The organism is Pantoea pleuroti (assembly GCF_014156615.1).
Lineage (GTDB): Bacteria > Pseudomonadota > Gammaproteobacteria > Enterobacterales > Enterobacteriaceae > Pantoea > Pantoea agglomerans.
This window is the reverse complement of sequence record NZ_SBFD01000006.1, coordinates 276,680-300,371: the sequence shown is the minus strand read 5'-3', so window position 1 is coordinate 300,371 and position 23,692 is coordinate 276,680. Positions and strand designations below refer to the sequence as shown.

The window sequence follows — 23,692 nt, the reverse complement described above, 5'->3', positions numbered from 1 at the left end:
AATGAATAAAAAATTAATCGCCCTGCTGGTGATAGCACCACTTTTGGTTTCCTGTTCCGGGTCAAAGAAACAGCAGTCCCACGAGGAGTGGGTAAAAGATACCAACGCCTTTGATATTCTGATGGGGCAGTTTGCTCATAATATTGAGAATATCTGGGGTATCAATGAGGTCCTGATCGCCGGACCCAAAGATTACGTCAAATATAGCGACAACTATTACACCCGCAGCCACATTAACTTTGAAAGCGGTAAGCTGACCATCGAGACGATTTCTGGCACCGATCCTATGGCCAGCCTGCGTCAGGCGATCGTGACCACCCTGTTGATTGGCGAAGATCCGGGTAATGTCGATCTCTACTCTGACGCCAACGATATTGAAATCAGTAAAGAGCCGTTGCTGTATGGGCAGGTGCTGGATAATACCGGTCAGCCGATTCGCTGGCAGGGTCGCGCGGAAGCTTTTGCTGACTATCTGATTCAGAATAAATTGCAGCGCCGCACCTCGGGTCTGCATGTGATTTACACCATTTCAATTCCGATGGTGCCGAACCACCTGGATAAGCGTGCGCACAAATACCTGCCGATGGTGCGTAAAGCCGCCGATCAGTATGGTGTCGATGCCTCATTGATTCTGGCGATTATGCAGACCGAGTCGAGCTTTAACCCCTACGCCGTGAGCCATTCTGATGCGCTGGGTCTGATGCAGGTGGTGCAGCATACTGCCGGTGTTGACGTGTTCCGCATGAAGGGTAAATGGGGCAAGCCGAGCCGCAGCTATTTGCTGGATCCGGAGAACAATATTGATGCGGGTACCGCTTATCTGTCGCTGTTGCAGCGTAGCTATCTGGGCGGCATTCAGGATCCGGTGTCACGTCGTTATGCGGTGATCACCGCCTATAACGGCGGCGCAGGCAGCGTGCTGCGAGTCTTCTCCAGCGATAAAGATCGGGCGTTTTCGATGATTAACGGCATGTCACCGAGCAAGGTTTATTCGACCCTGGCGAACCAGCATCCGTCGGCGGAGTCGCGTCGTTATCTTTATAAGGTGAGTACAGCGCAGAAGAGTTATCGGGGATTCTGATTGGCTCAGCGCTAAAGCGGGGGAGTGTTCGCTGCGCGAACGGGCTATGAGAAGGTTTCATTCGCTTAGCAGCGGGTATGCACTGAGCGGGTTCCGCCCGCCAGGCGATCAGGGGTGCAGCGCCTGAAGCTGAGATTGTTCGCTGCGCGAACGGGCTATGAGTAGGTTTCGTTCGCTTAGCAGCGGGTATGCACTGAGCGGGTTCCGCCCGCCAGGCGATCAGGAGTGAAGCGCCTGAAGCTGGGATTGTTCGCTGCGCGAACAGGCTATGAGAAGGTTTCGTTCGCCTGGTAAGCCGGGCAGTTTCAGATTCGCCTCTGCAGGCGACCGACAAGGGGGCGCCAGTCGCCGCGCCCCCTTGACCCCGGGCTCCGGCCTGCTTCACCGCCGCTTCGCGGTTCCTTCGCTACTTCAGGATTTCTCACGGAACGGCGGGACGCGCCATCCCTGGCGCGAGCCCGCCTCCTCGCGACATCCCTGTCGCTCGTCCTGAAATCCCTCATCCGCTCAGCGGTTCTGACGGCCTCCCCACCCCCTCGCTGTTATCTCTGCTTTTTATGTCGGGTACTTTATCGCTGTGTTTTTTTGGGATTGCCTCTGACTTTTCGGCTCAACAGACAGAGCGGCATTCACCCCCTTCCGCTGTTATCTCTGCTTTTTATATTGATTGCTTTATCGCTGTGGTTTTTTGGGATTGCCTCTGGCTTTCGGCTCAGCACACAGAATGGCATTCAAACCTACCCGCTGTTATCTCGTTTTCAGGTAACTAAGAATGTTGCGGTGAACTTCAGGAATTGAGACTGGCTTTCAGACCACCAGACAACTGTGCACCAAAGAAAACATAAAGAAATCACAGCCGGGGGTTTCCCAGAGGCGTCCGGAGCGCTGAGGAACAACCGCAGGCCAGGATGAGCCGACAGGACGTCGGCGAAAGGACGGCACGAGCCAGGGATGGCGAGTCCGGACGGTCCGTCGGCCGCAGGGCGTGACGAAGGTACCCCGCACAGCGGGGCGCGGAGGCAGCCGGACGCCGGGATTGTTAAGGGGCGGGCGTCCGTCCCTTGACGCGTCCGCCTGCTCAGGCAACCTGAAACTCCCCATCGCCTGGCGGGCGGAACCCGCTCAGTGTTAGCCCGCTGCTAAGCGAACGAAGCCTTCTCATAGCCCGTTCGCGCAGCTAACCCAGGGCCTGCCGGTCGTAACCCGCTCACTGTTAGCCCGCTGCTAAGCGAATGAAACCTTCTCACAGCCCGTTCGCGCAGCGAACCTAGGACCTGCCCGGCGTAACCCGCTCACTGTTAGCCCGCTGCTAAGCGAATGAAACCTTCTCAGCCCCGTTCGCGCAGCGAACAAAAAGGCAGGCGGGCCGCTACCCGCCTCTGCCCACGCTCAGATCAGCGCCCCACTATCATATTCGCCACCAGATACTTCCGTCCCTGGTCATCCTCTTCGGTGTAAACGCCCTGCAGCTCTGGTGAGAAGCCAGGCAGCAGATTAAGCCCCTCTTCCAGCGCCAGGAAGTAACGCTGCACCGCGCCGCCCCAGACTTCCCCCGGGACGACGCACAGCACACCCGGTGGATAAGGCAGTGCACCTTCCGCGGCAACCCGGCCTTGCGCTTCGGCTATCGGCACCAGCTCCACTTCGCCGCGAATATAAGCCTGATGCGCATCCTGCGGATTCACCCTGACCGGCGGGAACTCCGCGGCGCGGAACATCAGGCGCTGCAGATCCTTGACGTTGTGACTGACGTAAAGGTCGTGCATCTCCTGGCAGAGGCGACGCAGGGTATACCCGGCATAGCGTTCGGCATTTTTGCGGTAAATGGTCGGCAGCACTTCGGCCAGCGGCGCATCCTCTTTGACGTGCTGTTCGAACTGCGCCAGCATCGCCACCAGATTCGCCATCTTCTCCGGACTCTCTGCCGGGGTCAGCAGGAACAGGATTGAGTTGAGATCGCACTTCTCCGGCACAATGCCGTTTTCGCGCAGATAGTTCGCCAGAATGGTCGCCGGAATCCCGAAATTACTATACTCACCGCTTGCTGCATCAATCCCCGGCGTGGTCAGCAGCAGCTTGCAGGGATCCACCCGATACTGATCGCGCGCATAACCCGCGAAACCGTGCCACTTCGCCTGCGGTTCAAAGCTGAAGTAGCGCAGATCGCGGGCGATCGTCTCAGTGGGCGCATCCTGCCAGCGCTGGCCATCTACCGTCTCCGGCACAAACGGCAGGATCATCTCACAGCGATCCAGGATGGCTTTACGCGCCTCAATACCCAGCGTGACGCACTCATCCCACATACGACGCCCCGCTTCCCCCTGATGCATTCTGGCGTTGATATCCAGCGCGGCAAACAGCGGATAAAACGGACTGGTGGATGCGTGCAGCATAAAAGCGTTATTCAGTCGCTTATGCGGGCAGAAGCGGCGCTGTCCGCGAATATGATTATCTTTTTTATGGATCTGCGAAGTCTGCGAAAAACCTGCCAGCTGCTTATGCACTGACTGCGTGACAAAAATGCCGGGATCGTTCTCATTCAGTTGCAGGGTCAGCGGAGAACAGCCTTCCATCAGTGGAATGAACTGCTCATAACCCAGCCACGCGGAATCAAACAGGATGTAATCACACAGATGGCCGATGCGATCCACCACCTGACGCGCGTTGTAGACCGTGCCGTCGTAGGTGCCCAGCTGGATGATCGCCAGACGGAAAGGCCGCTCTTCAGCCGCGCGCTGCGGAGCCACGGCCGCGATCTGCTCGCGCAGATAAGCCTCATCGAAGCAGTGTGCGTCAATGCCGCCAATAAAGCCGAAGGGATTGCGCGTCGCTTCAAGATAAACCGGGGTCGCGCCCGCCTGAATCAGCGCGCCATGATGGTTCGACTTGTGATTGTTGCGGTCAAACAGCACCAGATCGCCACGGGTCAGCAGCGCATTGGTCACCACTTTGTTGGCACTTGAGGTGCCGTTGAGCACAAAGTAGGTTTTATCGGCGTTAAACACTTTTGCCGCATACTTCTGCGCATCTTTAGCCGAGCCTTCGTGGATCAGCAGATCGCCCAGTTTGACGTCGGCATTGCACATATCAGAGCGGAAAACATTCTCGCCGTAGAAGTCATAAAACTGTTTGCCCGCCGGATGCTTTTTAAAGAAAGCACCGCCCTGATGTCCGGGACAGGCAAAGGTGCTGTTCTGCATATCGACATAGCGGGTCAGCGTCTCGAAGAAAGGGGGCAGCAGCGCCGCTTCATACGCCTGCGCAGCCGCTTCCAGCGCGATCCACTCCTGCGGATCGCCATTCAGCTCACCGCTGACGCCGGGCAGGTGCATCACCTCTTCTTCAAACGCGTTAGCGACAAACACTGGCAGATTAAAGCCGGTATGACGCAGCAGCGCCAGCACGCCGCTGCGGGTATCCGCCAGCGAGACGACAACCGCCGCCACATCGGTGAAGTCGGTGTTATCCAGCGTCACCACGTCTCGCGCAGTGTTCAGGGTCAGACTGGGCGCCACAGCGGCGCTGGCAGCAATTTTCAGTGGAGTCATAACAGAATCCCTAACGTCAGGGAGGAAGTGCCAGAGGCACAATTAAGGGGACAGTGCCCCGGCGAATACTTAACAGTCAGAAGGCGTTCCACAGCCCGTGGAGAGCAGATCCATAGCCGCTGCCTGGCTGGCCTCACCGCATGGTGAATAACGGAGATATCGGAAAAGAGGAAAACCCGGTGAGCGCCGGAAAAAACGAACGGTAATCCGGGCGGATGCGCGGTGAACCGGACATGGCGACGTCCTCTGTGGCAAAGAAGCAGGGTCAAAAAGTGGCGGTCATAATGTCATCTTTTTCAGGCATGGACAACCCGAACCAGGTAATTATTCAGTCACCCCCTTCGCATGTAACAAATTGATTTTTATAGTCTATTTATCATAAAAAATTCACAACACGACTAATTATCTGAATTATATGCAGATTTATGCACTTAACTCACTGCCGCTGTCAGCCTGTTTTTCCGCTCGTGTCGTCTTCATTGCCGGGAGACGCGGCCATTGCCCTACCGCATTGCATCTGCCAGGCGTAAACTGATCTTCTCTTTCCCACTCTGCCGGAGGCTGCATGTTCAAGGCACTGGTCATTGAAAATGACGAACAAGGTTACCGTTCCCTGCTGAAAGATCTCCCCGAATCTCAACTGCCCGACCACGATGTCACGCTCGACGTCAGCTACTCATCCCTGAACTACAAAGATGCCCTGGCTATCTGTAACAAAGGCCCGATTGTGCGCCAGTTCCCGATGGTGCCAGGCATCGATTTTGTTGGCCGGGTGACGGCCAGCCGCCATCCCGACTGGAAAGAGGATGATGTGGCGCTGCTGACGGGATGGGGCGTGGGCGAAAAACAGTGGGGCGGCCTGGCACAGAAAGCCAGCGTCAGCGGCGACTGGCTGGTGCGTCCGCCCGCCACGCTGAGTCCGCTGCAAACCATGGCAATCGGTACGGCGGGACTGACCGCAATGCTCTGCGTGATGGCGCTGGAAAAACAGGGCATCACACCTGAACAGGGGCCGGTACTGGTAACCGGTGCCAGTGGCGGCGTCGGCAGCTATAGCATCAGCCTGCTGGCGCATCTGGGCTATCAGGTGATCGCTTCCAGCGGGCGCGCCAGCGACCATACCTATCTGATCGAAACGCTGGGCGCGTCATCGGTCATTGACCGTGAAGAACTCTCCCGGCCCGGCAAGCCACTGGCAAAAGAGCGCTGGGCCGCCGCGATAGACAGCGTCGGCAGTCACACCCTGGCGAATGTGCTGGCCGCCACCCAGCGCGACGGCGCGGTTGCCGCCTGTGGTATGGCGCAGGGACTCGACCTGCCAGCCAGCGTCGCACCCTTTATTTTGCGTGGCGTTACGCTGGCCGGTGTCGATAGCGTGATGTGTCCGAAGCCGCTTCGTCAGCAGGCGTGGCAGCGACTCGGTGAGCTGATGGATAGCGAACGGCTCAGTAAGCTGAGCCGGGTGATCCCGCTAAGTGAAGCCAGAGAAGGTGCGCAGGCATTGCTGGATGGTAAAGTGCAGGGTCGTCTGATTGTCGACTGTCGCTAATCCTGGTTAAAGGCGCGTTTTCGCGCCTTTAACGATCGGCTCGCTGCAGCCGTTTTATAAGTCCTTCCAGCGCGAACTGCGTGCCCTGCTCCATCACCGATTTCGGATCGCCGCTGAACTGATGACACTCCGCCTCGTCACTGCCGTCGGGCAATACCCAGCCAAACCAGATGGTGCCCGCCGGTGTACCATCTTCGCCGCCATCCGGCCCGGCATAGCCGGTAATGGATAATCCCACCGGCTCGCCGGAGCGGGCGCAGGCGCCCTGCACCATCTCCCGCGCCGTCTGTTCGCTCACCGCCGTATGCTGTTTCAGCGTATCAGGGCGCACCCCCAGCAGACGGATTTTGGCATTTTCGCTGTAGGTCACAAAGCCGCTGGTATAAAAATCTCCGCTGTTTTCCACCGCGGCCAGCGTCATGCTGATCAGCCCGGCGGTACAGGATTCGGCAGTCGCCAGATGAAGTCCGGAAGAGAGTAAAATATTACCCAGTTGCTCAGCGGTCTGATCTAATGATTTTGCCATTATGGTCTCCTTGAATCTGTCCGGAACTCCAGGTATAGCGCAAAATCAGCGAATAAAACCGCGCAAGGCAATGTTTTTAAAGCGAAACGGTCTAGATACGTAGCTGGATATGCGGCTGTCCACTCCCGGCATGCGCCACTACCTGCAGATCGGCCTGGTACCAGCGCGTCAGCGTCGCTTCCGTCATCACCGTCTGCGGCGAGCCTTGTGCCACCAGTCGGCCTGCGTGCAGCAGCAGTATGCGATCGGCCCATAATGAGGCCTGATTAAGGTCATGTAACACGGTACAGACGGTGAGATCTCCTGCGCGCGTCAGCTGACGTAGTAAACGCAGGGTTTGCTGCTGCCAGAAGAGATCCAGCGCCGAAGTCGGCTCATCCAGAAACAGCCAGCCGCGTGGTCTTCCCTCATGCCAGAGCTGTGCCAGTACCCGCGCCAGCTGAACCCGTTGTTGTTCACCGCCAGAGAGCTGGCGGTAATCGCGCTGCGCCAGCCCTTCACAACCGGTCAGCCGCATGACCTCGGCCACAATCTGCGACGTCTGCGCCTCCGGCCAGGGCGCACGGCCCATCGCCACGACCGACTGCGCAGACTGTGCAAAGGTCAGGTTGTTCTGCTGGCGCATCACTGCCCGGCGTCGTGCCAACTGCTCACGCGGCCATGCCGTCAGCCGTCGATCGCCCAGCCAGCACTCGCCCCGATCGGGCGACAGAAATCCCGTCAGCATCCGCAGTAGCGTCGACTTACCCGCGCAGTTGGGGCCAATCAGCGCCACCAGCTCGCCACCTGACAGCGTGACATCAAGATTATCGATAACAGTTTTGCCGCCGCGCGCGAGACACAATCCCCTGGCCTGTAAAATGTCCATCACTCCAGCCCTCGCTGTTGACGCAGAATCAGCCAGAGAAACCACGGACCACCAATCAGGCTGGTCAGCAGCCCCACCGGCATCTCGGCCGGAACCACCAGAGTGCGCGCCAGCGTATCGGCCAGCAGCAGCAGAATCGCTCCCGCCAGCGCTGAGCCGGGCAGCAGCCAGCGATGATCGCCGCCAAGGCAAAAACGCATCACGTGTGGCACCACCAGTCCGACGAAACCGATCACGCCGCTGACCGAGACCGCCGTACCGACCAGCAACGCACTGAGGATCAGCAGCTGATGCTGAGTACGCTTCACATCAACGCCCATGTAGTGCGCATCCTCTTCGCCCGCCTGCAGCAGGTTAAGGTGGCGGGCGCGAGTCTGTAACAGCAGCAAGGCTGGCAGAATCAGCAGCAGGCAGATCAGCAGTGCGGGCCACTGTGCCTGGCTGAGGCTTCCCATGCCCCATAGCGACAGCTGGCGCAGCTGCTGGTCGTTGCTCAGCCATGACAGCACGCCTACCGCCGCCCCGCACAACGCATTAATCGCAATGCCGACCAGCAACAGCCGCGAAAGATTGCCGCGCGCCAGCCGACTGAAACTGAAGATCAGCAGTGTAACCAGCAGGCTGCCGATAAACGCGGCGATCATCGGTAGCCACAATGCCAGCGGTGCCGGCAACGTCAGCGGAATAATGATTGCCAGCGCCACCGCCAGTCCCGCCCCGCTGCTGATCCCTAGCAGACCGGGATCGGCCAGTGGGTTACGAAAAACACCCTGCATCACTGCGCCAGAGACTGCCAGCGCCATGCCCATCACCACCGCCAGCAGGACGCGCGGCAGGCGAATATCCAGCCAGATCTGCCAGATAAGATCGCTGAGCGGTGCCTGCCACAGCGCCCGCACTGAAAGCGACATCGCCCCCAGATTTGCCGCCAGCATCATCGCCACTAGCAGGAAGATCAGCATCAGCATCAGGCCACGCAGCGCATTATCCTTAATCATGGTTCAGCGATTCCGCCGCCTGGCGCAATTTCACGATTGCCCGTGGCGTATCAAGGCCAAACCCCAGCAGTGCCATGGTGTCGATCACCAGCAGACGATGCTGCTGCCCGGCAGGCGTCAGCGCCAATCCCGGTAACTGCCACAGCTGCGCTTCGCCGCCCAGGGTTTTCAGGCCATCCTCGCCTATTACCACCAGATCCGGCGCGGCGGCGATCACCCCTTCCTGTGACAGTGCCTGATAGTGCGGCACCGGGCCCATAGCATTCTCCAGCCCGGCGCTGCGAATGGCGCCATCGGCCGCAGTCTGATTTCCAGCCGCCATCGACTTCATGCCGCTGTTCGCCATGATGTAGAGCACTTTTACCGGCAGGGGTTGCTGCGGCAACTGGCGAATCTGCTGCGTCATTTGCTGCGCCAGTGCCTGAGCTTCGCTTTCACGCTGCAGCGCCTGGCCCACAGTGATAATTTTCTGCGGAATTGCCTGCAGGCTGCTGTCGCCGCTGACCGTGACCACCCTGACGCCCGCGCGGGCAATCTGTTGCAGCACCAGCGACGGTTGCGCCTGCGCGCTGGCGATCACCAGTGTCGGTTTCAGTGCCAGAATGCCTTCGGCGTTGAGCTGGCGCATATAACCCACGTCCGGCAGTCGGGCGGCCTGCGCCGGACGCAGACTGGTGCTGTCGCGCGCCACCAGCTGTGACTGGGCATCCAGCGCATAGATAATCTGAGTGACGTCACCGCCAATCGACACCACCCGCTCCGCCGCCAGTGATGGCAGCGTCATCAGCAGCCATAACAGCATCACTCTTTTCATGCCGCCGCTCCCGGCGTGCGGAGTGCGCCAATCTGCTCGCGCCAGCGTGACTGCTCTGGCGTACCTTCCGTGCGCTGACCGTAGAGCTGGGCGATCTGCGTGCCGTCGGCGGCAAACAGTTCCAGGCTGGTAACAAAGCCATCGCCCGTTGGCTTGCGTGTTACCCAGCTTTCGCTGATCTGATCAGCCATCAGATGCAGCGTGAACTGCGGATTGAAGATGTTGAGCCAGTTTTCCACTGGCTGCAGCTTTTCTACCCTGCCGGTGAAAATCTGAGTACAGCCACGGTTGCCGACAAAAATCATAATTTCATTGCCCGCCTGCTGTGCCATCTGTAGCAGGCGCTCAAGCGCGTCGTTGCCGGTCTGCCAGGCGAGATCCTCACCCACCGCGCGAAACGCCTGCGGCCGTGACACCTGGTGGCGCTTCAGCAACGCGAAAAACTGATGAACATCGGTCATGGCGCGCCATTCACGGTCGATGGCGGTGACATCAATCGTCTCCGTCAGGGGAGCAGCGGCAACCGGCTCAACCACGAGCACCGTCGCCGCGGCGTCGGTAAAGTCGGCGATCAGCGTCTGCCACACTGCCATGCTGGTCTGCTCCGTGGCGTAAACTTTCAGCACCGCATCGCCATGACGATCAAAAATCTGAATGCTGTGACGAATGCCCTGCCCGGTCGGCTCCTGCAGAGCAAAGGCGCTGCACCACTGACCGACGAACAGGCGCAGATCGAGCGCACGGGGATTAAGCACCAGGCCACCATGTGCGCCAATCTGCACATTGTGGTATTCACCCAGATGTTCATGTACCGCATAAGCGTTACGGGTAATGTTTTTGGTTTCGCCGGCTGCGCCCAGTGCCTTCAGCAACGCCGGAAAATCGCGTTTCAGCGCCACGGCATCAACGCCGATGCGCGCTTCACATAATTCCGCTTCGCTGATGCCGATCAGCGCGGCCAGGTCGCGGGCATATTTCTTCGGTTGTTCACCTTTAAGGACAAGATAGTGCTGATAAATTGGGTTCATGACTCAGGCTCTCTTAGTAATGCCCTGCATCAGCGCAGGGCGACGGCTATCAAAAATCGACGTTAACACCTAACTGGAAAGTACGGCCCGGCATCACGGCCAGTGCCTGATCGTTGCGCTCCTGCTGAGTGGCGCTGGTCAGTTCACGGCTGCTGAGGTAATCCCGGTATTTGCGATCGGTTATGTTGTAAAGCCCGCCACTCAGCCTGACGTTGTGCGCGACGCGCCAGTAAGCGGTCATATCCACCATGCCATAACCCGGCACCCGCATGTAATCGGTGCTGGAGTCGGCCAGGCTGCTGCCGTTGTTAGCGAAGCTTTCGCGGTTAGTCGCGCTGGCTTGCTTACCTTTTACAAAGGTAGCGGTAACGGCGGCACCGTAGCCGCGCGCCTCATCATCCCAGGCGAGTCCGACGATCGCTTTCATCGGGGCAACACTCTCAAGGTCGATGTAGCGGTCACCAAGGTAGCTCGACTTTGCCGCGCCCTGCGTGTAACCAAACGCCAGATTGGCGCTCAGACCTTCGACCTCGCTGAACCAGCTGCCGAAGTTCACTTTACTGCTGATTTCAGCCCCGTAGATGTAGGCTTTATCGCGGTTCTCCGCCTGATAGGTGGTGTAAATGTTGGCAGGCACATTGACGAACTGACCCGGATTAGCCGCCCGGCTGTAGCGGGTAAAGGCAATAAAGTTTTTATAGTCGTTATAAAAAGCGGCAGCATTAAGCGTGACGCCTTTTGCCACCTCTCCTTTTACACCCCACTCGTAATTGTTGCTGGTTTCGGTTTTCAGATCTGCATTACCAATTAGCGCATACTGCGCGGTGCCGGCATAGCTGGAGCCAAGGTTCCATGAACCATAAAGCTGCGTATCGTTGGGGAACTGCGCGCCACGGGTATATTGCAGATAAGTCATCAGCTTCGGTGTCAGATCGTACTGGAAGGCGATCGACGGCAATACCTGCGTGTCGCTGTTTGGCGATCCATAGAGCGCTGAAACTTCGCTGGCGTCGAGCACGCTACTGTTCGTGGTCAGCGTCGCCACATCACGCGGTCGGGTGTTCTGATAGGCCACGCGCGCGCCTGGCACGATGGCCGCCCGATGTCCGTCAGCATCGAAGCTGATGGTATCCTGCAGATAACCACCCACGGTGTAGCTGCGACTGTTAGCCTGCGGCTGCATGATCGCAGTAAAAGCACTGGCTGGCGGTGACTGACGGAAAGGTCGCTCAGTATCCACCAGGCGCGCATTCAGCCCGGCGCTCAGTTCATGTCGCCCGACGCTTTTAAGCGCGCGGGTGTCAAAACCGTAGCTGTCGCTGTTGTAGTCGGAATAAACGGTTTGCCTGGCAGTGGCACTCGACGGCATGCGGGTGTTGTCATGCGCCTGGGTCTGCTGCCAGTAAACGCGGGTCGTCAGGCTGTCGATCAGGTCATTGTAAGGCGTGTACTCATCCGCCAGGCTGATGCCCCAGCGGCGGGTATCACTCTGCTGCTGGGCCGTTCCCCAGACTGTATTGCCTGAAGTGCTCCAGCTGTCGTAATGGCTGTGGTGGGTTTTGTGATAGTAATCGACCGTCGCGCTGAGCTTATGAGCATCATTGGGCTGCCAGATGCCGGAGGTCATAAAGGCATCGGAGTGCCAGTTGGCCGGATAAGCATCGAGCGTGCCGCTGTTATTACGGGTTTCCTGACCATCGCGGCGGCTGTAAACAAAGATGCCGCGCAGTTCATCGTCACCTGCAGCGGCGGTGATGCCGTTATGCCAGCTGCGACTGGATGAGTCATAGTCGCTCTGATAACTGAATGCGGTCGCTTTTCCGGGATGCAGGTAATCGTCGGGAGACTTATTACGGAACGAGACGTTGCCGCCAATCGAGGTGTTCGGCTGATCCACTGCTGTGGCGCCCTTCTCAATCTCAATACGGCCAAACATATAAGGATCGATGTAATCGCGACCAATGCCAAAGCTGTCGAGACCTGCGCGTCCTACATAACTGCGGCCAGTGGCCTGCGGCAACGGAATGCCGTCCACATCCAGACCGACTCGGTTGCTCTCGAGGCCACGAATGTTGTAGCCGGTATAACCGGCCCGATCAAAACCGCTCTTACCGGCTGATGAACCGCCACGGGTACCGGTAGCGCTGATCAGCGGTTCATAGCGCATGATCGATCCAAAGTCAGTGGCACCACGCTGTTGCAGATCGCTGGCAGAGAGAGAGGTTTTACTGCCTGCCGTTTTTTTGATTTCCGGTGCCGTCACCGTCATTACCGGTTCGGCACTGCTGCCATAGCGGTCAGAAAGGGTTAGCGTGGCAGATTCACTGCCCGCAGCATAAGTGCAGGTGGTATTGATGAAGGTGGCGAGCAACGCCAGTTGAGTCAGACGCGGTTGCGTCAATCTCCGAAAACGTGGTGACATAGGCGCGAATTACCTGATTAATTGTTAGTATTCGCTCACTTGCTTGCTGGCAACAGTAAAACGGCTCCGCATAAAAGCCGTAAAAAGTCAGAACATCATGCTGGTGTAGTAATTATCGCCCGGAATTTAATGCAACTGATAATCATTATCAATCTTATTTACATTTAGATATAAACCACAGCGCACAAATTGTTAACCCGAATGCATTGGCATTTATCAACACGTAAAGGAATAGAGTTATGGCGCAAAAACCTGTGGTTGTTATTCACTACTGTATGCAATGCAACTGGCTGATGCGGTCAGCGTGGATGGCACAGGAACTTCTGCATACGTTCGCTGAGGATCTGGCGGAGGTGACGCTGAAACCGGGCACCGGCGGTATCTTTGAGATTACGCTGGATGAGCATCTGCTGTGGGAACGTAAGCGGGATGGTGGCTTCCCGGATGCGACCACGCTGAAACAGCGTGTGCGGGACATCTGCTTCCCGGATCGTACGCTGGGCCACATCGACAAACACAAAACTGAAGTCAGCTAACTCCGCTATTAGCTGTGGGTGATTTTTTCTGCCGCGTCGTGCAGCGCCTTAATCAGCGTCTGCAGCGCGGCTTCTGAGATATCTTCCTGCGCAAGCCGCCGGTTCAGCGCGACCTTCAACCCATGAATCGCCTGCTCAACAGCAGGAATGCTGCGGTTATTGACCAGAATTGCCAGCGTAGAGAGCCGTGTAATCAGGCTGGTGACCGTTTCACGGTTCTCTGCCAGCTGCGCTTCTCCCGCTGCCGTCAGGCGGTAGGCTTTACGCGTTGCCTGCGCATCCACCACCTGAATCGCCTCCATCTCTTCCAGCAGCGTCAGATTGGGGTAAATGATCCCCGGACTGGGCGAATACTCTCCCTTTGACAGCTCCTCAACAGACTTGATCAGCTCATAGCCGTGTGCGGCATTCTGTGCCAGGAAATGGAGCATCAGCAGGCGAATCTCACTCGCTTCCAGCATCTTTTCACGTCGCTTGCGCCGTCCGCTGCAACCGCCTGCGCGCGCAGTCTGATCGTCAGATGAAGTGGAAGTCGGATGCTGTTTCATGGCCTGCCCTGCTGCGAAAAAAGTGGAATTGATGGTAGTGCGCTGCCTGGCAAAACTCAATTGCCTTAGCGGCTTACTTCTGGTGCCAGTAGGCCACCGCCCGCACGAAGTCACTGTTGAGGCCGCGCTGCACCGTGAAGTAGTCACACAGCGCTTTAACAAACTCACCTTCGCCGGTCAGCCAGATAAAGTAATCTTCCGTCGGGATAGAGATCTGATCCAGCCGGGCAATCAGTTGACTGAGCTGCGCTTTCTGCATCTGGCCGCTGCCGAGCCAGTTTGTCGTCACATCAGCCGTATCAGATAAATAGTCGCGGCCCGTCGCTTCACTGGTAAAGGCATAGAGATGCAGCGCCTGCGCCCGGGCGTCACGCTGACGGCGCGCAAAAGCCGGCAGCCCGGTTTCATCACAGACGTAGAGCTGGAATGCGTAATCGGTCGGCACCACCAGCGAGCCGCGTGGCCCGCCGACAATCAACCGATCGCCAGGCTGTGCCTGAGTTGCCCAGTCACTGGCTACGCCCTGCTGATGAATATAAAAATCGAGGGTCAGTGAAGATTCACCATCGAATTCCAGCGGTGTGTAATCGCGCGCCTGCGGACGCAGCCCTTCAGGCCAGACAATCCCCGCATCGGTGATTTGTGGCAGAGCCAGTGTGGCCCCTTCAGCGGAAGGGAAGAAAACCTTAATGTGGTCATCAAAGCCTGGCGACGTGAAGCCTGCCAGATCGCTGCCGCTGAACCGGATGCGCCAGAATTTACCGGCAATGTTAGTTTTACTCGCGACCTGGATATGGCGGAAACGCAATTCATTACGGACGCGCTGTGGTATACGCTGATCGGCTGATACAGGCAAAATTTCTCTCCTGAAACGGGATGGATGCCCGTGACTCAAGGCATGCTGATAATCATGAAATAACAATCATTCTCATCTGAAGTACCAAGATTAGCTATGATATATCTTCACTACAAGAACGAAAAATGCGATCCAGCGGCTTAAGATATATTTTATGCCTGTACGGGTGTGCACAGTGCAGGCGAAGAGCGGCCCTGATAAGAGCGTTCAGAGAGAGGTAAGCAGCAGGTGCGGCGTGTTTACGGGGGCAGGCAGAGAAGGCGGAAACTGTCCGGCTCCTGACGAGCCGGGCATGATGTTGCGCCACACATTATGGCAGCGCATGACCACTTACAGTGTGTCGTTGAATCCGGAGAGGGAAGGATTGCTGCTGGTGTGTTCCGGCAGCTCACCATCACCCAGAATTTCATGCTGGGTGGCCTGAGAGTGCGGATGCAGTCCGGCAGGAGGTGAAAAAGGTTCAGCCTGTTGTGCCATCGCCATGAGAGGCAATGCCAGGATCAGTGAAATCATTAAGCGTCGCATAGTTGTCTTCGTTTGTTTTTTTGACCAGAAAAGGCCTGAAATGCAGGTAAATATTCCAGCCCTGGCACAGATGCTCGATGATTCAGGCATGGCAGGGTTTCGGGAGAGGATTTTACGCCAGAACGGCGAGTTATTTTATAAAATCGTGCGGTTTGTCACGGTTTACCGCACGAATTATGCATTAACAGGGTCGGGAGTCACTCGTCCTGCCCTGCTGGCGTAATGCTGATCAGTTAAGATTAGATTTATAAAAGCTGTCACGGTCAAACGTGGCAGCCTTTTTTTCCGGGCGAGCGAGCCGCAGTGCGGGCCAGAGCAGGCTGGTGCCGGGCAGGGGCAGGCAATCCGCAGCGCTGAACAGAATGAGTCTGCCAGGAGAGCCCGCAGGACGCGGGCGAAAGGCGGGGCGGCACAGGATGTGCCATCCCCGGCGGTCCGTCAGGCAGAGGAATGACGTGAAGGAACCGCATAGCGGCGCGAGGACCGCCAGCCCCTGCCCGGCACCAGACTGCGTTATCACCTGTCGCTTAACTGACTGGCATTATGCCCCTGCTGGCTACGCCTGCATCACCGGAATAGAAAAAACGCCGCTCAGCCAGTCGGGCTTACAGTGCGCAAAATCGAGACGCAGCAGATCTTTACCGGGACGACGTGACACACCCAGTGCCGGCAGATGCTGATAGTAGATATCCTCGATAAAGCGTGTCAGCTGCTCCGGGCTGCCGCTCCAGCGGATCGACGCATAGAGTCCACGAACCTCGCTCCAGCTGGCGGTGTCGTCACCCAGCAACCCGGCATGTTGCGGCTCCAGCGCCTGAAACAGGCTGATATTTTGCTGATCAGCAGAGCTATGGCCGGGGCCATACTGAAAGCCTAACCAGCCCTGCGACACGCGGCTGCCCGCCAGCGTCACCAGTTGACGCGCCTGTTCGGCCACCCGGTGATCGCGATCGGCAATGTAATCGCCAAACTTACACTCCCACTCCAGCGTTTCTCCGCACAGATGCAGCTCTTCCTCGCGCTCCACCAGCGTCGCACGCTCTGCCAGCGATCGCACCAGAATGCGGCCATGGAAGTTTTTAACCGGCAAATGGGGGATACGGCGAAACGCGCCAGGCGTCAGCGAAAAGTGACCTTTGAATACCCGGGTAAAATTTTGTTGGTTATCAAAACCAAAACGTACGGCGATATCGATCAGCGTCATGCGCGTCAGACGCAGCGCCATAGCAGCCATCGTCAGACGCCGTTTACGGGTGTAAGCCGCCAGGGTCTGTCCGGTCATCTCCTTAAACATACGCTGCATGTGCCATTTGGAATAACCTGACTTGAGGGTAATCTGATCGATATTTAGATCGTCGGTGAGATTGGCTTCAATCCACTCGACCAGATCGTTGATGTGCTGTTTTTTAATGGCCTGACTGAGCATGATGGCGATTTACGACGCGGGTTAGGACTAGGATTTCAGTTACAAAAGGATAACAAAAATCGCAAATCGGTGTAAGGAAAGGGTAAGCATTGCGCGCCCGTTCAGGGCGTTTCCGCATTAATTGCTTAGGTTACTAACTAAAAAAGGCTGACTGTCGTCAGCCTTCTGATTATTGATAAAAACTGCGCCGGATAGCTGTAAGACGGAGCTTGCGACAACTAATGACTGCGCATTCCGGCCGCTGTCATCATCATGCGGAACAGCGAGGCGACAACGCCCAGCGCCAGCACGCTGGCGGCATAGATAAACACCAGCCACATCACACGCTTCCACCATGGTGCTTTCGTTTCTTGATTGTGATTGTGGTCTTTCATGCTGCTGAGGCTTTTCATATCAATGATATCCTGCGTCTGCTTTGATTTTTCCACGGAACACGTAGTAGCTCCAGAAGGTGTAGCCCAGGATCATCGGGATAATCAACAGGCTACCCACCAGCATAAAGGCCTGGCTCTGCGGCGGTGAGGCGGCAGCCCAGATGGTCACTGATGGCGGAATAATGTTTGGCCAGATACTGATGCCCAGCCCGGAGAAGCCCAGGAAGATCAGCGCCAGCGTCAGCAGAAACGGTGAATAGTGCGCCTCGCGCTTAATGGCGCGCACAATGCCCCACGAACAGAGCAGCACCAATACCGGAACCGGCAGGAACAGGAACAGGTTGGGTTTGCTGAACCAGCGATGCGCGATATCGGCATGCGCAAACGGTGTCCACAGGCTGATGATGCCGATAATCACTAACAGCGCAATCACCAGCGGCGTAGCCAGCGCAGACATTTTACGGTGCAGCTCGTTCTCGGTCTTCATGATAAGCCATGTGCAGCCCAGCAACGCGTAGGCAACAACCAGACCCACGCCGCAGAACAGCGGGAACGGTGCCAGCCAGTCCATTGCGGAACCGGCAAAACGACGTCCCTCAACCGGAATACCATCCAGCAACGCACCCACGGCCACACCCTGACTGAAGGTGGCGATGACAGAACCGGCAATAAACGACTTGTCCCAGAACGCCCGATGGCCTTCTACCGCCTTGAAGCGGAACTCAAAGGCGACACCACGAAAAATCAGGCCAATCAGCATAGCGGTCAGCGGAATCGACAGCGCATCGGCAATCACTGCATAGGCCAGCGGGAACGCGCCAAACAGGCCAGCGCCACCCAGAACCAGCCAGGTTTCATTTCCGTCCCAGACCGGCGCGACGGTGTTAACCATCATGTCGCGCTCGCCAGCATCTTTATTGAACGGAAACAGCAGACCAATACCCAGGTCGAAGCCATCCATCACGATATACATCAGGGTTGCGAAAACGATAATCGCAAACCAGATAACGGAATAATCGATCATCTTAGTGGTCTCCATCCTTAAAGGTGGCAGCGGAAAGTGGACGCGCCGGGGTTTTCTTCTGGCCAGGACCACCCTCTTCGGTGATATGGCCTTCGCCGGTAACCGGTCCCTGCTTAATCAGACGCATCATGTAGTGATACCCCACGCCGAACACCGAGCTGTAGACCAGAATAAAGGCCAGCAGGCTGATGCTCATGTGCATGTCCCCATGTGCCGAGACCGCATCAATCGTGCGCTGCACGCCATAGACCACCCACGGCTGACGACCGATTTCAGTGGTAAACCAGCCTGCCAGAATCGCAATCAGACCCGACGGCCCCATCAATAGCGCAAACCACAGGAAAGGACGCGACTCATAGAGACGCCCTTTGAAACGCAGCCACAGGCTGACCACGCCCAGCGTAATCATCAGCAGGCCCAGCGCCACCATCACGCGGAAGGACCAGAAGATGACCGTTGAATTAGGCCGGTCCTCTTTCGGGAAGGACTTCAGCGCCGGAACCTGCTTGTCCAGGCTATGCGTCAGAATCAGGCTGCCAAGATAAGGCACCTCCAGCGCATACTTGGTACGTTCCTGCTCCATGTCGGGGATCCCGAACAGGATCAGCGGTGTGGCTTCCCCCGGTGGGTTTTCCCAGTGCCCTTCAATCGCCGCGATTTTGGCAGGCTGATGTTCCAGCGTATTCAGACCATGAGCATCACCAATCATCGCCTGAATCGGCGCGACAATCAGCGCCATCCACAACGCCATTGAGAACATCTTGCGGATAGCGGGATTGTTATTCCCCTTCAGCAGATGCCAGGCCGCCGACGATCCCACAAAGAAAGCACTCGCCAGGAACGCCGCTACGGACATATGGAACAGGCGATAAGGGAATGAGGGGTTAAAGACGATTTTGAACCAGTCCTGCGGAACCACGATGCCATTCTGAATGATGTAGCCCTGAGGCGTATGCATCCAGCTGTTAGAGGCCAGGATCCAGAAGGTGGAAATCAGCGTGCCGAGGGCGACCATGCAGGTGGCAAAGAAGTGCAGCCCGGGACCCACGCGATTCCAGCCAAACAGCATTACGCCCAGGAAGCCCGCTTCCAGGAAGAACGCTGTCAGTACTTCATAGGTCAGCAGCGGACCGGTGATACTGCCAGCAAACTCCGAGAAGCCGCTCCAGTTCGTCCCGAACTGATAAGCCATGACCAGTCCTGATACCACACCCATGCCGAAGTTAACGGCAAAGATTTTCGACCAGAAGTGGTAGAGATCGCGATAGGTTTGATCGCGGGTTTTGAGCCACATACCTTCGAGCACGGCCAGAAAACTGGCGAGACCGATGGTGATGGCGGGAAAGATAATATGGAAGGAAACAGTAAATGCGAACTGAATCCTGGCCAGATGAAAGGCATCTAATCCGAACATTGCTTACCTCTTTGCCACATAGAACACCATGTATTTACTTATAATTAACAACTTAAGCCTGATGCGCCTGGTTCTCTGCGCTTATTGAAATTCCCGCCGCAAATTTAAAACTATTCGCGGCGAGGAAATAGAAACAGTGGGGTTAATGAAAACTATAACAGTCTTTATTGATTCTGATCATTGTTTTTGACGGGAATTATTTATTTAAAAATAAGGCCTAAAGGTTAATCAGAGCGTGTTTATGTGTCGTTAATGTTACGGTAATTTGTACTTTAAAAATCGATCGCGCTAAAGCGAATCTTGGCTGGAAAATTCCTTCAACAGGCTGTTTTCAGGCACTATTTTGTTATAAACCCTGATTGAGAAAAGGTCAAACTTTAGAGACAACAAATTTAATCCCCTTATTTTTTAACAGGTTAAAAGAGTAAATGGTTACCTCTGCCGCTTTGTTTGCTTTTTTGGTTTTGCCTGGCTAATGCAGCTTTAACTTCTGACAGAAAAAACGCAGAACGGCGCTTTTAAGCGCCATAAGAGATGTTAATAAAATGAGTCAAAAAGAAGGTATGAATTAACAGCGCGCTACGGGCAGTTGATTATTCCGGGCCAGAGATTCCTGAAACGATTTAATAACCAGCAACCGTGCGAAAAGAGCGCGGGGATTATTTGCGCTGCCGTTACGTTATTACGGTTTCAGGAAGTCATATGACAGACAAAGGGAGTCAGAAATTTTGCAGCGAGTATCCCCACGCCGTCACGTTATGACGGCTGATACAGGGTGATTTTACTCTGCCGCAGATTTTTCGCGCTGTGCCAGAATCCGGCTCAGGTTCAGCTCCAGCCAGTCAGCCAGTCCCACAACCTGTTCACCGACTTCGCGTCCAAGCGGGGTTAAGCGATATTCCACGTGCGGTGGCACCACATCGTAGGCGATACGCTGCACGAAGCCATCTTCTTCCAGGTAGCGCAGATTCTGCGCCAGCATCCGCTCGCTGACGCCACCGACCGTCCGGCGCAACGCACTGAAGCGCAGCGTCTGGTCCTGCAGGGCCAGCAGAATTAATACGCTCCAGCGGCTGGTCACGCGTTTCAGCACGTCACGTGACGGGCAGTTAACGTTGAGCAATTCGCCGCGGATAAATTTTTCACTCATTTTTTCAGACATTTAACTTACCCATCTCAAACTAACAATTCTGTAAGTACTTACTAAAAATTAGTTTATACACTAGTCTGAATTTCACCAACAGCCACGGGAGTAATAACATGATTGCAGTAACAGGTGCCACCGGCCAGCTTGGCCGTATCGTTATCGATGCATTACTGAAAAAAGTCCCGGCGGGAGAAATTATTGCCGCCGTCCGTACGCCTGCCAAAGCGGCCGATCTTGCGGCGCTGGGCGTCATTGTCCGCCAGGCCGATTATGGCCAGCCAGAGACGCTGGAGGCCGCTTTTGCAGGCGTGGATAAGCTGCTACTGATCTCCGGTAGTGAAGTGGGCCAGCGTGAAGCGCAGCATAAAGCCGTCATCGAGGCTGCTCGTGCGGCGGGCGTGGGCTTTATCGCCTACACCAGCCTGTTGCATGCAGATACCTCGCCGCTGGGCCTGGGCGTTGAACACCGTGCAACAGAAGCGCTGCTGAAAGCCTCTGGTATCCCGTTCGCCCTGCTGCGTAACGGCTGGTACAGCGAGAACTACGCCGCGAGCATCCCACCGGCGCTGGCGCATCATGCGTTTATTGGCGCAGCAGGTGAAGGTCGTATCGCCTCGGCAGCGCGTCAGGATTATGCTGAAGCGACGGCAGAAGTGATGACCCGAGAGGATCAGGCGGGCAAAGTGTATGAACTGGCAGGCGACGACAGCTACACGCTGGCGCAGTTTGCTGCGGAGATTGCCGCACAGAGCGGTGAGAAGGTCGATTACGTCAATCTCTCTCAGAGTGAGTTTGCGGCGGCGCTGAAAAATGCAGGCCTGCCAGAAGGTCTGGCGGAAATGCTGGCAGATTCCGATGCCGGTGCAGAGAAAGGCGGTTTGTTCGATGACTCCCGTCAGCTGAGCCAGCTCATCGGTCGCCCCACCACCACCTGGCAGGCTGTCATTCGCGCGGCGCTGGCGAACCGTTAATTCTGTCGTTCATGAGCGGGCAATCGGGTCCGCTCACCTCACTCTCCTGGCCGAATTCCCGTTGGGTATGCCACTTTCTGCACTCTTTGCGGCTGCGGTTTCTTTTACAAAATGTGAATAAACGCCAGTTTTCTTCAGGTTAAATTTTTTTATTCAGGTCGCTAAGAGATTCATCTGAAATGCGTTTTTTGTGAACATCACTATATTTGGTTGAATTGTCTGGAATTTATCTAAAAACCTCGATTAATCGACAATATTTATTACGTTCATAGATATTCTGCATTGTTGTTCCGCGGGATGAGAGGTCTATAATTTGTCCTTTGTGCAACCACGACCGCTCAGGAGGCCGTTATTAATACCCATCGCCAGCAACAAAATGCACTTGAAGAGGTTCGTGCCGGGGCGGAAGTTGAGTATCAATACGATCCCCATGAACTGAAGCTGGATCGCATGCAGGATTCTGAACCGGAGCCGGAGCTGATTGAAGGCTTGCCGGCGCCGGATGCGCTGACCCCTGCCGATCGTTATCTGGAACTGTTTGAACATGTTCAGATGTCGCGGATTTTCGAGGACAGCAAAACCTTCCCCGACTGTTCGCCCAAGTACGATCCGCTGGATGTACTGATGCGCTATCGTCGACAGAAACGCAGCAGTGATTTTGACCTGTCGCGTTTTGTCGCCGATCACTTTTATCTGCCTGGCGTAAATGAAAGCTTTTATGTCTCCAACCCGGATAAAACGCTCAATGAGCATATCGACGACCTGTGGCCGGTTCTGACCAAAATGCCGCAGCAGCATATGCCGCACTCATCGCTGCTGCCGTTACCCAAACCCTATGTGGTGCCGGGCGGACGTTTTGGCGAAACCTACTACTGGGATTCTTACTTCACCATGCTCGGCCTGGCAGAATCGGGCCGCGACGATCTGCTGCGTCACATGGCGGATAACTTTGCCTGGCTGATCGATAACTACGGTCATGTGCCAAACGGCAACCGTACCTATTATCTCAGCCGCTCGCAGCCGCCGGTGTTTGCCCTGATGGTTGAGCTGTTCGAAGAAGATGGCGTGCGCGGTGCTAAGCGCTATCAGGAACAGCTGATGAAGGAGTATCAGTTCTGGATGGATGGTGCCGGTTCGCTGATGCCGAACCAGGCTTATCGCCACGTGGTGCGGATGCCAAACGGCTCACTGCTGAACCGCTACTGGGATGACCGTGATACGCCGCGTGATGAGTCGTGGATCGAAGATGTGGAAACTGCCCGCGAATCGAAACGTCCGGCCAGCGAAGTGTATCGTGACCTGCGTGCCGGAGCGGAATCGGGCTGGGATTACTCCTCGCGCTGGCTGCGTAACCCGAAACGGCTGTCGAGCATCCGTACCACGCAGTTTATTCCTATCGATCTGAACTCGTTCCTGTACAAGCTGGAGCTGATGATCGCTACTCTGTCGCACGCAAAAGGCGAAGAGCTGACCGCGCTGGCCTGGCAGAAAAAAGCCGAAGCGCGTAAGCGTGCGATTACCCGTTATCTCTGGGACAGCACCGCCGGTGTGTTCCGTGACTACGACTGGCGTCGGGAGCGTTTCGGTGCCTTTACCGTCGCCTCCGTGGTTCCGCTGTTTGTCGGTCTTGCAACGCCGCATCAGGCGCACCTGCAGGCGATCTCGTTGCGTCATCTGCTGCTGAGCAACGGCGGTCTGCTGACCTCCATGGTCGAAAGCGGTGAGCAGTGGGATCGACCTAACGGCTGGGCACCGATGCAGTGGATGGCTATTGTTGGCCTGAATAACTACGGTGAAGAGACGCTGGCAACGGAAGTGGCGGTGAACTGGCTCAATACGGTCAGTAACTTCTATCAGTTGCACCACAAGCTGGTAGAGAAGTATGACATCAGCGGCGAGCGCGCCCGTCCTGGTGGCGGTGGTGAGTATCCGTTACAGGATGGATTCGGCTGGACTAACGGCGTTACACGTAAGCTGATGACGATGTATGGGCATTTAATGGCTGACTGAGTATCGCAGCCTGTAAACCTTTAAAAC

At 56.3% G+C, this 23,692-nt stretch carries 21 protein-coding genes; 6 read left to right on the top strand and 15 right to left on the bottom strand.

Annotated features, from left to right (window positions below):
- Window position 1: 1 nt before the first annotated feature.
- Window positions 2–1,081 (top strand): membrane-bound lytic murein transglycosylase MltC, encoded by a 1,080-nt coding sequence (mltC, locus tag EPG66_RS16065; protein WP_010248892.1) that lies wholly within the window; start codon window positions 2–4, stop codon window positions 1,079–1,081.
- A 1,394-nt stretch (window positions 1,082–2,475) separates the two neighbouring features.
- Here mltC and EPG66_RS16060 read toward each other — a convergent pair.
- Complete coding sequence (locus EPG66_RS16060; protein ID WP_031594671.1) at window positions 2,476–4,629, bottom strand: ornithine decarboxylase; 2,154 nt, start codon at window positions 4,627–4,629, stop codon at window positions 2,476–2,478.
- A gap of 565 nt (window positions 4,630–5,194) precedes the next feature.
- Here EPG66_RS16060 and acuI point away from each other — a divergent pair.
- Complete coding sequence (gene acuI, locus EPG66_RS16055) at window positions 5,195–6,178, top strand: acrylyl-CoA reductase (NADPH) (protein ID WP_083070025.1); 984 nt, start codon at window positions 5,195–5,197, stop codon at window positions 6,176–6,178.
- 28 nt (window positions 6,179–6,206) lie between these two features.
- Here acuI and EPG66_RS16050 read toward each other — a convergent pair whose 3' ends face one another.
- The 6 genes from EPG66_RS16050 to EPG66_RS16025 all read right to left on the bottom strand — a co-directional run bounded on the left by EPG66_RS16050 (window position 6,207) and on the right by EPG66_RS16025 (window position 12,834).
- Window positions 6,207–6,704: a CinA family protein gene (locus tag EPG66_RS16050; protein WP_083070028.1), complete on the bottom strand. Its 498-nt coding sequence runs from the start codon at window positions 6,702–6,704 to the stop codon at window positions 6,207–6,209.
- Window positions 6,705–6,795: 91 nt separating this feature from the next.
- Entirely contained in the window at window positions 6,796–7,572 is a 777-nt protein-coding gene (locus EPG66_RS16045) for a heme ABC transporter ATP-binding protein (protein ID WP_182687518.1), read from the bottom strand.
- Window positions 7,572–8,570, bottom strand: a complete 999-nt coding sequence (locus EPG66_RS16040; protein ID WP_039388212.1) for a FecCD family ABC transporter permease — start codon at window positions 8,568–8,570, stop codon at window positions 7,572–7,574. Before EPG66_RS16040 ends, EPG66_RS16045 begins: the two co-directional genes overlap by 1 nt.
- Window positions 8,563–9,384 (bottom strand): heme/hemin ABC transporter substrate-binding protein, encoded by an 822-nt coding sequence (locus EPG66_RS16035; RefSeq protein WP_064703191.1) that lies wholly within the window; start codon window positions 9,382–9,384, stop codon window positions 8,563–8,565. Before EPG66_RS16035 ends, EPG66_RS16040 begins: the two co-directional genes overlap by 8 nt.
- On the bottom strand, window positions 9,381–10,412 hold the full coding sequence (locus EPG66_RS16030) for a hemin-degrading factor (protein ID WP_182687516.1): 1,032 nt from the start codon (window positions 10,410–10,412) through the stop codon (window positions 9,381–9,383). The genes EPG66_RS16035 and EPG66_RS16030 overlap by 4 nt, the downstream gene beginning before the upstream one ends.
- 49 nt (window positions 10,413–10,461) lie before the next feature.
- Window positions 10,462–12,834 carry a TonB-dependent receptor domain-containing protein gene (locus tag EPG66_RS16025; protein ID WP_182687515.1) on the bottom strand — a complete coding sequence of 791 codons (2,373 nt, stop codon included), beginning with the start codon at window positions 12,832–12,834 and terminating at the stop codon, window positions 10,462–10,464.
- A gap of 239 nt (window positions 12,835–13,073) precedes the next feature.
- On the opposite strand from EPG66_RS16025, the gene EPG66_RS16020 reads away from it, so the two are divergent.
- A complete protein-coding gene (locus EPG66_RS16020) occupies window positions 13,074–13,370 on the top strand; it encodes an Rdx family protein (RefSeq protein WP_010248912.1) in 297 nt (98 codons plus the stop codon).
- A gap of 8 nt (window positions 13,371–13,378) precedes the next feature.
- On the opposite strand, the gene EPG66_RS16015 is transcribed toward EPG66_RS16020, so the two are convergent.
- From EPG66_RS16015 to EPG66_RS16005, 3 genes are all read right to left on the bottom strand, one after another.
- Window positions 13,379–13,918 (bottom strand): PadR family transcriptional regulator, encoded by a 540-nt coding sequence (locus EPG66_RS16015; RefSeq protein WP_039388203.1) that lies wholly within the window; start codon window positions 13,916–13,918, stop codon window positions 13,379–13,381.
- Between the two features lie 73 nt (window positions 13,919–13,991).
- Window positions 13,992–14,774, bottom strand: coding sequence for a siderophore-interacting protein (locus EPG66_RS16010; RefSeq protein WP_069025362.1), 783 nt, complete (start codon window positions 14,772–14,774; stop codon window positions 13,992–13,994).
- A gap of 330 nt (window positions 14,775–15,104) precedes the next feature.
- Window positions 15,105–15,299, bottom strand: coding sequence for a hypothetical protein (locus EPG66_RS16005; protein WP_115759157.1), 195 nt, complete (start codon window positions 15,297–15,299; stop codon window positions 15,105–15,107).
- A gap of 40 nt (window positions 15,300–15,339) precedes the next feature.
- On the opposite strand from EPG66_RS16005, the gene EPG66_RS16000 reads away from it, so the two are divergent.
- Complete coding sequence (locus EPG66_RS16000; RefSeq protein ID WP_031594221.1) at window positions 15,340–15,522, top strand: hypothetical protein; 183 nt, start codon at window positions 15,340–15,342, stop codon at window positions 15,520–15,522.
- A gap of 333 nt (window positions 15,523–15,855) precedes the next feature.
- Here EPG66_RS16000 and EPG66_RS15995 read toward each other — a convergent pair whose 3' ends face one another.
- The 5 genes from EPG66_RS15995 to EPG66_RS15975 all read right to left on the bottom strand — a co-directional run bounded on the left by EPG66_RS15995 (window position 15,856) and on the right by EPG66_RS15975 (window position 20,699).
- Window positions 15,856–16,725: a helix-turn-helix domain-containing protein gene (locus tag EPG66_RS15995; RefSeq protein ID WP_083070064.1), complete on the bottom strand. Its 870-nt coding sequence runs from the start codon at window positions 16,723–16,725 to the stop codon at window positions 15,856–15,858.
- Between the two features lie 218 nt (window positions 16,726–16,943).
- Window positions 16,944–17,117 carry a DUF2474 domain-containing protein gene (locus tag EPG66_RS15990; RefSeq protein ID WP_064689978.1) on the bottom strand — a complete coding sequence of 58 codons (174 nt, stop codon included), beginning with the start codon at window positions 17,115–17,117 and terminating at the stop codon, window positions 16,944–16,946.
- A 1-nt stretch (window position 17,118) separates the two neighbouring features.
- On the bottom strand, window positions 17,119–18,123 hold the full coding sequence (gene cydB, locus EPG66_RS15985; protein WP_010248926.1) for a cytochrome d ubiquinol oxidase subunit II: 1,005 nt from the start codon (window positions 18,121–18,123) through the stop codon (window positions 17,119–17,121).
- A gap of 1 nt (window position 18,124) precedes the next feature.
- On the bottom strand, window positions 18,125–19,537 hold the full coding sequence (locus EPG66_RS15980; RefSeq protein WP_031594219.1) for a cytochrome ubiquinol oxidase subunit I: 1,413 nt from the start codon (window positions 19,535–19,537) through the stop codon (window positions 18,125–18,127).
- Window positions 19,538–20,318: 781 nt separating this feature from the next.
- Window positions 20,319–20,699 (bottom strand): winged helix-turn-helix transcriptional regulator, encoded by a 381-nt coding sequence (locus tag EPG66_RS15975; protein WP_010248931.1) that lies wholly within the window; start codon window positions 20,697–20,699, stop codon window positions 20,319–20,321.
- Between the two features lie 98 nt (window positions 20,700–20,797).
- Between EPG66_RS15975 and EPG66_RS15970 the strand changes: the two genes are divergently transcribed.
- Entirely contained in the window at window positions 20,798–21,655 is an 858-nt protein-coding gene (locus EPG66_RS15970) for an SDR family oxidoreductase (RefSeq protein ID WP_182687513.1), read from the top strand.
- Between the two features lie 351 nt (window positions 21,656–22,006).
- Window positions 22,007–23,665 carry an alpha,alpha-trehalase TreF gene (treF, locus tag EPG66_RS15965; protein ID WP_069025366.1) on the top strand — a complete coding sequence of 553 codons (1,659 nt, stop codon included), beginning with the start codon at window positions 22,007–22,009 and terminating at the stop codon, window positions 23,663–23,665.
- Window positions 23,666–23,692 lie beyond the last annotated feature (27 nt).

Bases quoted from the DNA above. Each gene is read 5' to 3' on its own strand.
- EPG66_RS16025 (WP_182687515.1), bottom strand. From the start codon at position 12,834: ATGTCACCACGTTTTCGGAGATTGACGCAACCGCGTCTGACTCAACTG.
- EPG66_RS16005 (WP_115759157.1), bottom strand. From the start codon at position 15,299: ATGCGACGCTTAATGATTTCACTGATCCTGGCATTGCCTCTCATGGCG.
- EPG66_RS15970 (WP_182687513.1), top strand. From the start codon at position 20,798: ATGATTGCAGTAACAGGTGCCACCGGCCAGCTTGGCCGTATCGTTATC.
- EPG66_RS15990 (WP_064689978.1), bottom strand. From the start codon at position 17,117: ATGAAAAGCCTCAGCAGCATGAAAGACCACAATCACAATCAAGAAACG.
- EPG66_RS16000 (WP_031594221.1), top strand. From the start codon at position 15,340: ATGCAGGTAAATATTCCAGCCCTGGCACAGATGCTCGATGATTCAGGC.
- EPG66_RS16020 (WP_010248912.1), top strand. From the start codon at position 13,074: ATGGCGCAAAAACCTGTGGTTGTTATTCACTACTGTATGCAATGCAAC.
- cydB (WP_010248926.1), bottom strand. From the start codon at position 18,123: ATGATCGATTATTCCGTTATCTGGTTTGCGATTATCGTTTTCGCAACC.
- EPG66_RS16050 (WP_083070028.1), bottom strand. From the start codon at position 6,704: ATGGCAAAATCATTAGATCAGACCGCTGAGCAACTGGGTAATATTTTA.
- EPG66_RS16040 (WP_039388212.1), bottom strand. From the start codon at position 8,570: ATGATTAAGGATAATGCGCTGCGTGGCCTGATGCTGATGCTGATCTTC.
- EPG66_RS15975 (WP_010248931.1), bottom strand. From the start codon at position 20,699: ATGTCTGAAAAAATGAGTGAAAAATTTATCCGCGGCGAATTGCTCAAC.
- EPG66_RS16035 (WP_064703191.1), bottom strand. From the start codon at position 9,384: ATGAAAAGAGTGATGCTGTTATGGCTGCTGATGACGCTGCCATCACTG.
- EPG66_RS15980 (WP_031594219.1), bottom strand. From the start codon at position 19,537: ATGTTCGGATTAGATGCCTTTCATCTGGCCAGGATTCAGTTCGCATTT.
- acuI (WP_083070025.1), top strand. From the start codon at position 5,195: ATGTTCAAGGCACTGGTCATTGAAAATGACGAACAAGGTTACCGTTCC.
- EPG66_RS15995 (WP_083070064.1), bottom strand. From the start codon at position 16,725: ATGCTCAGTCAGGCCATTAAAAAACAGCACATCAACGATCTGGTCGAG.
- EPG66_RS16060 (WP_031594671.1), bottom strand. From the start codon at position 4,629: ATGACTCCACTGAAAATTGCTGCCAGCGCCGCTGTGGCGCCCAGTCTG.
- mltC (WP_010248892.1), top strand. From the start codon at position 2: ATGAATAAAAAATTAATCGCCCTGCTGGTGATAGCACCACTTTTGGTT.
- EPG66_RS16045 (WP_182687518.1), bottom strand. From the start codon at position 7,572: ATGGACATTTTACAGGCCAGGGGATTGTGTCTCGCGCGCGGCGGCAAA.
- EPG66_RS16030 (WP_182687516.1), bottom strand. From the start codon at position 10,412: ATGAACCCAATTTATCAGCACTATCTTGTCCTTAAAGGTGAACAACCG.
- EPG66_RS16015 (WP_039388203.1), bottom strand. From the start codon at position 13,918: ATGAAACAGCATCCGACTTCCACTTCATCTGACGATCAGACTGCGCGC.